Annotated in this window: 8 protein-coding genes; 6 read left to right on the top strand and 2 right to left on the bottom strand. The window is 69.6% G+C overall.

Translation table 11 applies throughout. From position 1 onward, the window contains the following. The 6 genes from uvrB to V7050_RS14280 form a co-directional block, all read left to right on the top strand. A partial coding sequence (uvrB, locus tag V7050_RS14305) for an excinuclease ABC subunit UvrB (RefSeq protein WP_324410714.1) occupies positions 1-1,837 on the top strand: 1,837 nt, incomplete at its 5' end. A gap of 520 nt (positions 1,838-2,357) precedes the next feature. Beyond that, positions 2,358-4,103 carry an alkaline phosphatase gene (locus tag V7050_RS14300; protein ID WP_324370092.1) on the top strand — a complete coding sequence of 582 codons (1,746 nt, stop codon included), beginning with the start codon at positions 2,358-2,360 and terminating at the stop codon, positions 4,101-4,103. A gap of 72 nt (positions 4,104-4,175) precedes the next feature. Then, positions 4,176-4,553, top strand: coding sequence for a hypothetical protein (locus tag V7050_RS14295; protein ID WP_324370090.1), 378 nt, complete (start codon positions 4,176-4,178; stop codon positions 4,551-4,553). A gap of 13 nt (positions 4,554-4,566) precedes the next feature. Beyond that, a complete protein-coding gene (locus V7050_RS14290) occupies positions 4,567-5,028 on the top strand; it encodes a hypothetical protein (protein WP_324374981.1) in 462 nt (153 codons plus the stop codon). Between the two features lie 2 nt (positions 5,029-5,030). Further along, positions 5,031-5,717 carry an ABC transporter ATP-binding protein gene (locus V7050_RS14285; RefSeq protein ID WP_324368699.1) on the top strand — a complete coding sequence of 229 codons (687 nt, stop codon included), beginning with the start codon at positions 5,031-5,033 and terminating at the stop codon, positions 5,715-5,717. After that, positions 5,714-6,991, top strand: coding sequence for an ABC transporter permease (locus V7050_RS14280; RefSeq protein WP_324368701.1), 1,278 nt, complete (start codon positions 5,714-5,716; stop codon positions 6,989-6,991). The genes V7050_RS14285 and V7050_RS14280 overlap by 4 nt, the downstream gene beginning before the upstream one ends. A 141-nt stretch (positions 6,992-7,132) precedes the next feature. Here the strand turns inward: V7050_RS14280 and V7050_RS14275 are convergent, their stop codons facing one another. Then, the gene (locus tag V7050_RS14275; RefSeq protein ID WP_324368703.1) at positions 7,133-7,723 is read right to left on the bottom strand and encodes a HupE/UreJ family protein; all 591 of its coding nucleotides are present in this window, start codon (positions 7,721-7,723) and stop codon (positions 7,133-7,135) included. A 5-nt stretch (positions 7,724-7,728) separates the two neighbouring features. Further along, the coding region (locus V7050_RS14270) for a DUF3604 domain-containing protein (RefSeq protein WP_324410712.1) at positions 7,729-9,397 on the bottom strand (1,669 nt) is incomplete at its 5' end.

Here is a 9,397-nt window from a genome sequence, read left to right as displayed (position 1 = left end):
TTACTACCAGCCCGAGGCCTATGTGCCCCGCTCGGACACCTATATCGAGAAGGAAAGCCAGATCAACGAGCAGATCGACCGGATGCGCCATTCCGCCACCCGGGCGCTGCTCGAGCGTGACGACGTCATCATCGTCGCCTCGGTCTCCTGCATCTACGGCATCGGCGCGGTCGAGACCTATGGCGCCATGACCCAGGATCTGGTGGCCGGAAAGCCCTACGACCAGCGCCGGGTGATCGCCGGGCTGGTCGAGCAGCAATACCGCCGCAACGACGGCGCCTTCCAGCGCGGCGCCTTCCGGGTGCGCGGCGACAGCCTGGAGATCTGGCCCGCCCATCTGGAGGACCGCGCCTGGCGGCTCAGCTTCTTCGGCGAGGAACTCGAGTCGATCCACGAATTCGACCCGCTGACCGGGCAGCGCACCGCCGATCTGGAGAAGATCCGCGTCTACGCCAACTCGCATTATGTCACCCCGCGCCCGACCATTCAGCAGGCGATCAAGGGCATCCGCGAGGAGCTCCGCATCCGCCTCGACCAGCTGGTGGCCGAGGGCAAGCTGCTCGAGGCCCAGCGGCTGGAGCAGCGCACCGCCTTCGACCTCGAGATGCTGGAGGCGACCGGCGTCTGCAACGGCATCGAGAATTATTCGCGCTACCTTACGGGCCGCAAGCCGGGCGAGCCGCCCCCCACCCTCTTCGAGTACATTCCAGACAACGCCATCGTCTTCGCCGACGAGAGCCATGTCTCGGTGCCGCAGATCGGCGGCATGTACCGCGGCGACTACCGGCGCAAGTTCACCCTCGCCGAGCACGGCTTCCGCCTGCCCTCCTGCATGGACAACCGGCCGCTCAAGTTCGAGGAATGGGACGCGATGCGCCCGCAATCGGTCTTCGTCAGCGCCACTCCGGCCGCCTGGGAGATCGAGCAGGCGGGCGGCGTCTTCGCCGAGCAGGTGATCCGCCCCACCGGGCTGGTGGACCCGCCGGTGGAGATCCGCCCCGTCTCCATGCAGGTCGACGACCTGCTCGACGAGGTGCGCAAGGTCGCGGCGGAGGGCAACCGGGTGCTGGTCACCACGCTCACCAAGCGCATGGCCGAGGACCTGACCGAGTACCTGCACGAGCAGGGCATCCGCGTGCGCTACATGCATTCCGACATCGACACCATCGAGCGCATCGAGATCCTGCGCGACCTGCGCCTCGGCGCCTTCGACGTGCTGGTCGGCATCAACCTGCTGCGCGAGGGGCTCGACATCCCCGAATGCGCGCTGGTCGCCATCCTCGACGCCGACAAGGAGGGCTTCCTGCGCTCCGAGACCTCGCTCATCCAGACCGTTGGCCGCGCCGCGCGCAACGCCGACGGCCGCGTCATCATGTACGCCGACCGCATCACCGGCTCGATGGAGCGGGCGCTGGCCGAGACCAACCGCCGCCGCGAGAAGCAACTCGCCCACAACGCCGCCCATGGCATCACGCCCGAGACCATCCGCAAGAACGTCGCCGACGTGCTCGACGGGCTCTTCCAGGGCGACACCGACATGGCGCGCGTCACCGCCACCGTCGAGAAGCCGCTGATCGGCGCCAATCTCGCCGCCCATCTCGACGGGCTGCGCAAATCCATGCTCAAGGCCGCCGAGAACCTGGAATTCGAGGAAGCCGCCCGGCTGCGCGACGAGATCAAGCGGCTCGAAGCGGTCGAGCTCGCCGTGGCCGACGACCCGCTGGCCCGCCAGGCCGCCGTCGAGGCCGAGGCGGAGGCGGCCGTGAAGGGCAGCGGCCGCTCGACCGCCGGACGACCCGGGCAAAGGGGCGGAAACGTCAAGCGGCGCAAGCGATAGGGCCGTTCGGGCAAGGGTGGATCGCCCCGAGGGCAACGCCCCCCGATCGCCCGAGGTCCCTGGCGCGCCTAGCACCACTACCTCGCCCGCCGGGCACCGCCGGGCAGCGTCCGCCCCGCCCCGCCACGCCAAAGGCGTGCATCCGGCACGACGCGGGCGCTTCGCACCCGCCGGGCCGGGCGCTGCCCTCGTCTCGGGGCGGGACGGTCGAGGAAGAAAGAACAAGCTTCAAGTACGATGACCCGGGCCGCTACCGCCCTCTGCCGAACCATCCAGCCGGGACAAGGCAATCCCTGATGGAATCGCCTCGGGCAGCCGAAACGACCCCAGTTGACAGCCGATGCCGCCATGCCCAAGGATGCGATCATCCCGAGTGGGGTGCCAATGTAGCGAGATCGAGAGTCCGAAGGACTTCCGGGAGGCAACGACCTTCTTCGGCTGGGGGAGCCGGCGATCCGCAGGGCGCGGGCGCGCCCCCATGCTTCGGACGAACGACGACCGAAGAAACGGGGGACGACGCATGAAGCGACTGATACTATTGACGGCGGCGATGGCCTTGATACCCGGCCTCGCGCTGGGTCAGGCGATCTATCCACTGGATCGCGCCACGATCCTCTCGGGCTCGAAATTCGACTTCAAGGTCGAGTTCCCGACCGTGGTGCAGCCCGACCAGGTCGAGGTTCTCATCAACGGCGAGAGCTACGACACGCTCCTCGGCGCCACCGCCGAGTTCATCGAGAACGAGGACGAGAGTGGCGGCTCCTCGCTGCTGCTGCGTGACGTCAGCATCACCGAGCCCGGCAGCTACACCGTCGAGGCGAAGGCCGGCGACACGAGCCGGAGCGTCAACTGGGAAGTCTTCGGGACCTCCGCCGAGCCCAGGGCGAAGAACGTCATCTTCTTCCTCGGCGACGGCATGACCGTGGCGCATCGCACCGCGGCGCGGATCCTCTCCAAGGGGAATACCGAAGGCAAGGCGGACGGCCGCCTCGCGATCGACGACCTGCAGTACATGGCCTTCATAGGCACGTCGAGCCAGGATTCGATCCACAACGATTCCGCCAATACCATGGCCGCCTACATGACCGGCCACAAGTCGGTGGTGAACGCGCTCGGGGTCTACGGCAGCCGGGCGGCGAGCAATTTCGACCATCCCAAGGTCGAGACGATCGGCGAGGCGATCCGCCGCGCCACGGGCAAGTCCATCGGCATCGTCACCAATACCGAGGTCCAGGACGCGACCCCGGCGGCGGTGGTCTCCCACACCCGCTCGCGCAACGACAAGCCCGAGATCACGGAGATGCATTTCGCCGTGGCGCCCGAGGTGCTCATGGGCGGCGGCTCGGCCTATTTCCTGCCGCAGTCGACGCCGGGATCGAAGCGCGTCGACGACAAGGACATGATCGCCGAGTTCCAGGGCGCCGGCTACACGCTCGCGACCTCCGCCACCGAGCTGCAGCAGGCCGTGGCCGACCACACGGACGGCAAGATCCTTGGCCTCTTCAACACCGGCAACCTCGACACCACCCTGGACATCCGGCAGCTCAAGAAGGGCACGGTCGAGCAATTCCCCGACCAGCCGCTCGTCGCCGACATGACCCGCGCGGCCCTCGACGTGCTCTCGAAGGATCCGGACGGCTTCTTCCTGATGGTCGAGGACGGCCATACCGACAAGGCGACCCACGCCCTCGACTGGGAGCGGGCGGTCTACGACATGATCGCGCTCGACCAGGCGATCGCCGTGGCGCGCGAGTTCCAGGAGGCCAATCCCGACACGCTGATCATCTTCGTCGGCGACCACACCCACGGGCTCTCGATCACCGGCACGGTCGACGACGACAAGCCGGGCGACGAGATGCGCGAGAAAGTCGGCACCTACGGCGATGCCGGCTTCACCAACTACACCGACGAGGACGGCGACGGCTATCCCGACCGGATGGACGTCTCCAAGCGGCTGATGATGTATCTCGGCAACTTCCCCGACCACTATGAGACCTTCGGCCCGAAGCTCGACGGCCAGTTCGTGCCCGCGGTCGCGGATGCCGACGGGAACTACATCGCCAACGAGGCCTACAAGGACGTGCCCGGCGCGGTGCTGCGCACCGGCAACATCCCGGTCTCCATGAACGCGGGTACCCATTCGGTCGATGACGAGGTGCTGCAGGCGAGCGGCCCCGGCGCCGAGAACTTCCGCGGCTACATGGAGAACTCGGACGTCTACCGGGTGATCGCCGAGGCGCTGGCGCTGGCGCCGGCCACGAACTGACCGGACGACGCCAAGAAACCAACCGGTCCCGCCATGCGGGGCCGGCCACCAGACGAACCGGAGGCCCAGGCGATGCCGCAATCCCCCTTCCTCGACTTCGACGAGCTCTTCGCGCGAATCGGCGTCCTCGGCCATGAATTCCACGAAAGGCTCGAGGCCCTCGACGGCACGACGGTGACCATGCGCGGCTATCTCGCGCCCGCGATCCCCGGAAGCCGGGAGGTGCTCGTGCTCACCCGCGCCCCGGCCGCGACCGGAAGCGAGGGCGGCACCGACCAGGGATGGCCCGAGGATGCGGTCTTCGTGCTGCCTTCCGCCGAAGGCGGCGACTTCGCGCCCGGCCGCCTGACCGAGGTCGAGGGTGTGCTGGAGCACGGACCGCTCCGGCTCGATGCGGCGGGCGCCTCCAGCCTCGTGCGCCTGCGCGGCGCGCGCTGGGCGCCCGCGTGAGCCGAGCCTGCCCGTGCGACCGCCGCCCGCCTGTCCCCGCATCGCCCGCCGCCCGTTCCTCCTGAGCCTGCTCGCGCTGCTCGCGCCCGGCACCGCCAGCGCCGCCGCGGCCGAGATCGGCTTCAACGAGCTCTACGGCAAGGTCGGCGTGCTCGGCCTCGAATTCTCGCAGAAGGTGCTGGAGCTCGACGGCCAGCGCGTCCGGATCGTCGGATTCATGGCCCCGCCGCTCAAGGCCGAGGCGAGCTTCTTCGTGCTCGGCAAGGCACCGATGGCGATCTGCCCCTTCTGCTCCTCCGATGCGGACTGGCCGGACGACATCGTGGTGATCTACCTCAAGGGCAAGCAGACCTTCGAGCGGACGACCGGCATGATCGCCGTCGAGGGCGTGCTCGAGCATGGCTCCTGGACCGATCCCGAGACCGGCTTCGTGAGCCTCCTGCGGGTGCGGGACGCCGAGTTCGAGACAGCCTGAGAATGCTGAGCCTTTCCCTCGAAGGCGTGGTCGTGCGCTTTCCCGACCTGGCCGAGCCGGCGCTCGACCTGCCCGCGCTCGAGGTTGCGGCCGGCTCGAGCGTCGCGGTGACCGGCCCCTCCGGCGCCGGCAAGAGCACCTTCATCAACGTCGTCACCGGGCTCGAACGCCCGAGTGCGGGCCGCGTCCTCTGGAGCGGCGAGGACATCGCAAGGCTCTCCGAACCCGCCCGTGACCGCTGGCGCGCGCGCAACGTCGGCCTCGTCATGCAGGACTTCCACCTCTTCCCCGGGCTGAGCGCGATCGAGAACGTGCTGCTGCCGGCGCGCTTCCGCCACATCCGTCTCCCGGCGGGCCTGCGCGACCGCGCTGTCGCGCTGCTCGTCGAGGTCGGCATAGAGGCGGGCGCCCGCGGGATCGAGACCTTCTCCCGCGGCGAGATGCAGCGCGTCGCGATCGCCCGGGCGCTCCTGCTGCAGCCGGGCGTGATCGTCGCCGACGAGCCGACCGCGAGCCTCGACGGCCAGAGCGGCGCGGCGGTCTGCGCGCTGCTGACCCGGCTTGCCAGGGACGCCGGCGCCACGCTCATCGTCGTCACCCATGATCCGGCGCTCTACGGCCGCCTCGACCGCCGCTTCGCGCTCGCCGGTGGCCGCCGCGCCGACGCGCTTCACGCCGAGGCCTCATGATCCGCTTCGTCCTCGCCGATCTCCGCCTGCACGCCCTCGGGGCGCTGGTGATCGTCCTGCTCATCGCGAGCGCGACCGCGCTCGGCATGGCGGTCCGCATCGAGGAGCGCGCGCTGCGCCTCGGCAGCGCGCGCGCCGCCGACCGCTTCGACCTGGTCGTCGGCGCGGCGGGCAGCGAAACCCAGCTCGTGCTGTCCTCGGTGTTCCTGCAGCCCGCGCCGCTGACGCTGCTCAATGGCGACGTCCTGCGGCGGCTCTCCGAGGATCCGCGGGTCGAATTCGCCGCGCCCGTCGGCTTCGGCGATTCCTTCCTCGGCTATCCCATCGTGGGGACGACCGCGGAATTCGTCGAGAGCCTCGGCCTGGCCGACGGCGGGGCCGAACCTCTCTTCGCGAGCCTCGGCGAGGCGATCGTCGGCGCCTGCGTGCGTCTCGATCCCGGCTACGAGATCACGCCGATGCACGGCCTCCCCGGGCAGGAGGCGGAAGAGCACGACGAGATCGTCTACCATGTCGCCGGCCGCCTGGCCCCGACGGCGACGCCCTGGGACCGGGCGATCCTGGTGCCGATCGAAGGGGTCTGGAAGGTCCATGAGCACGGCGAGGAGGCCCATGACGAGGCCGGCCACGATCATGAAGCCGACCACGACCACGACCACGAAGGCCATGACCACGCGCACGAAGACCACGGGGCGGAGGCGGCGACCGCACGGCTCGGCCCGCCCTGGCCCGACGACCTGCCCGGCGTGCCCGCCATCATCGTCAAGCCCCGCTCGATCGCCAATGCCTACCAGCTCCGCGGCGAATATCGCACCGAGACGACCCTGGCCGTCTTCCCGGGCGAGGTGCTGACCCGGCTCTATTCCACGCTCGGCGATGCGCGCCAGATCCTGACGGCGATCGCCATCGGCACGCAGGCCTTGGCGGCAGCGGCTGTCCTGCTCGTCGCCATGGCGCATCTCGCCCAGCGCCGCCGCCAGATCGGCGCGCTCCGCGCCTTCGGGGCGCCGCGGGTCGCGGTCTTCGGCGTGGTCTGGGCGGAGCTCCTGCTCGTCGTCGGGCTCGGGGTCGCCTTCGGCGTCCTGCTCGGCTACGCCGGCGCGAAGGTCCTCGCGATCGGGCTGAGCCGGCAGAGCGGCATCCACCTGCCGGTGACGCTCGAGGCCTCGGATCTCGGCTTCGCCGCCGTGCTGCTTGCCGTCGCCGCCGCCATCGCCGCGCTCCCGGCGGTCTACGCCTATCGCCAGTCCCCCGCCGCGGCCCTGCGGAGCTGAAGCCGCGCGCCGGGACCTTAACCTGGCGCCGCCGCGCCCAACCGACACTGTGGCCTCAGGACCAAGCCTCGGGCCAGGGAAAGGGCCGCGTTCTTGCCGGGTCGAGACGTCATCGGCCGACCGCTCCGCCCTAGGCGCGGATCAAATGGTCCCGGTCAGGAAACCGACACCCGCGGCCGCGATCACGGCGCCGAGGCCGCGCACGGCGAGCGCGCCGCGCTCCGAGGCGGTGAAGAGCCCGAGCGAGATGCCGGCGATATGCAGGAAGCCGGTCCCGATCACGAAGCCCGCGGCATAGGCGAGCGGGCTCGCGGCCTGCGGCATCTCCTGCCCATGCGCATGGCCGTGGAACACCGCGAAGAAGCCGACGATCACCGCCGCGACCATGAGGGGCGGCCGCCAGGCCATGAGGACCGCGAGACCGATGATCAGCGCCGAGGCGGCGATCCCGGTCTCGATGCCCGGCACCGGCACGCCGGCGACCCCGAGCGCGCCCCCGAGCGCCATGACCAGCGGGAAGGTGACCGGCAGGAGCCAGATCGCCGGCGCCCCGAGGAAGGCGCCCCAGAGCCCGACGGCGACCATGGCGGCGACATGGTCCCAGCCGAGGATCGGATGCAGGAAGCCGGTCAGGAAGCCGCCCCCGGCGACCGCGCCCTCATGGGCGAGGGCGGCACTCGCCGGGAATGCCAGGAGCGCGGCGAGCAAGAGGATCTTTCGGGGGTCGGGCATGGATGTCATCCTTCGGGGCTGTACCAGATCGGCGAGGTATAGGCGCGCTCCTGGGCTTCGGTCTCCGCACCCTCGGGGATCGGCACGCCGAAGCGGAAGGCGTCGTAGACCACCCAGCGCGGCGTCGGGATCTCCAGGACGCGGGCGTAGTAGAAAGCTTTCTGGCCCGGATCGAACGCCGGATCGGCCCAGACGGCGGCGAGTTCCGCGGCACCGATGGTGTTGGTCCAGTTGGCGGCGGCGACATCGACGGTACTCCCGACTGGCGGCAGCACGCCCTCGGCATCGGGCTCGCGCCCCTCCGACCAGGCGACATCGTAGACCTGCTCGTGGGTCGCGCCCTCGGCGTCGAGCCAGCCCTTGACGATCTGGATGCGGTCGAGGTTGGCGCCGATCGGATCGCGAAGGGCGTAGACCATGAAGGTCGGGACGCCGTCGCCGGAACCGGCGGGCAGATCGGCGCCCATGGGCACGCCCTTTTCGTAGCCGCGGAAGGCGGGCTGGCGGCTGTTCAGATCCTGGTCCGTATAGTCCCAGCCGCCGAAGAAGCGCACCAGCATGCGCGGGCCGGTGGTGGCATAGACCTCCTTGCGGGCGAGCGCGTCCCAGATCGCCGCGCGGGTGTTCTCGGTCGCCCAGACGCCGGTATAGCCCGAGGCGACCAGCTGATAGCCCTCGAAGACGCCGACCTCGGTCTCGGTGAAGGGGTGCTGCATGCGCTCGGGTTTGGGCTCGGCATTGCTCGCCTTGCCGAAGAAGTTGTCCTCCTCGACCGCCGAGAGCGCGGTGTGGCTGTCGGTCGATCCGACGAGGCCGAACTTGTAGGGATTGGTGCCGAGCCGGCTCTCCAGCAGCAGGCCGTTCTTCAGCGCCTCGCGGGTGTATTCGTATTGCAGCATCTCGGGCGTCTTGGCCTGGGTCAGGTCCAGGTTGCCGACGTCCCAGGTCTCGTAATCGGCGAAGGCGTCGTCGGGCGAGAGGAACGGATGCGCCTCGCCGTCGCCCTTGATCTGCGTGGTCTCGTAGAGCGGCTCCCACTTGGCGCGGGATTCGACATAGGCCGCGTCGATCGCGCGCCCGGTGTACTGGGCGTCGACGGGGAACATCAGCCCGTTCGAGAGGTTGCCGTTGTGGGCGATGGCGAGCGCCGAGCCCCCGGTGGTGGCCTCGTAGTTCTCCAGCCATTCGTAGAGGTCGAGCGGGTCGGTCGAGCCGACCGGCCCCTGGGTGGTGAAGGGCACCACCTGTCCCGCCTTCTCCGCGCCCTCGCGGAAGAGCACGTTGCGATGCAGGTTGTTGCCTGCGACGAGCGAGGTCCACTCGAAGCCGATGATGGTGGAGAAGTTTCCGGGGTCGTTGTAGCGGTCGGCGGTCTCGACCACGTGCTCCCAGACGGTGGCGAAGGTCTTTCCGCCGGGCGAGTACTCTGCCAGCATCCCGGGGTCGATGTTCCCCTGAGCGAAGGTGGTGATCAGGTTGAGCGCGGCGGCGGCGGCCGCCTCGCCGCCGGCCTGGATGCCCTCGTACCAGGACCGCGCCTGCTCGAACTTCAGGATCTCGGGCTTGCCCGCCGCCAAATCGTTGAAGAAGCCCATGGCATCGGAATGATCGGCGATCACCAGCCAGTCGAGCGGGCGGCCGAGCTTCGCCGGCTGGCCCGAGGAGGCCGTGACC

Source organism: Amaricoccus sp., from assembly GCF_036846665.1.
Taxonomy (GTDB): Bacteria; Pseudomonadota; Alphaproteobacteria; order Rhodobacterales; family Rhodobacteraceae; genus Amaricoccus.
Note: the sequence above shows the minus strand (reverse complement) of the source record. Positions and strands in the feature narration are given on the sequence as shown.

What these genes read in the sequence shown, in the direction of transcription:
- V7050_RS14300 (WP_324370092.1), top strand. Translation starts at nt 2,358, where the DNA reads ATGAAGCGACTGATACTATTGACGGCGGCGATGGCCTTGATACCCGGC.
- V7050_RS14275 (WP_324368703.1), bottom strand. Translation starts at nt 7,723, where the DNA reads ATGCCCGACCCCCGAAAGATCCTCTTGCTCGCCGCGCTCCTGGCATTC.
- V7050_RS14295 (WP_324370090.1), top strand. Translation starts at nt 4,176, where the DNA reads ATGCCGCAATCCCCCTTCCTCGACTTCGACGAGCTCTTCGCGCGAATC.
- V7050_RS14280 (WP_324368701.1), top strand. Translation starts at nt 5,714, where the DNA reads ATGATCCGCTTCGTCCTCGCCGATCTCCGCCTGCACGCCCTCGGGGCG.
- V7050_RS14285 (WP_324368699.1), top strand. Translation starts at nt 5,031, where the DNA reads ATGCTGAGCCTTTCCCTCGAAGGCGTGGTCGTGCGCTTTCCCGACCTG.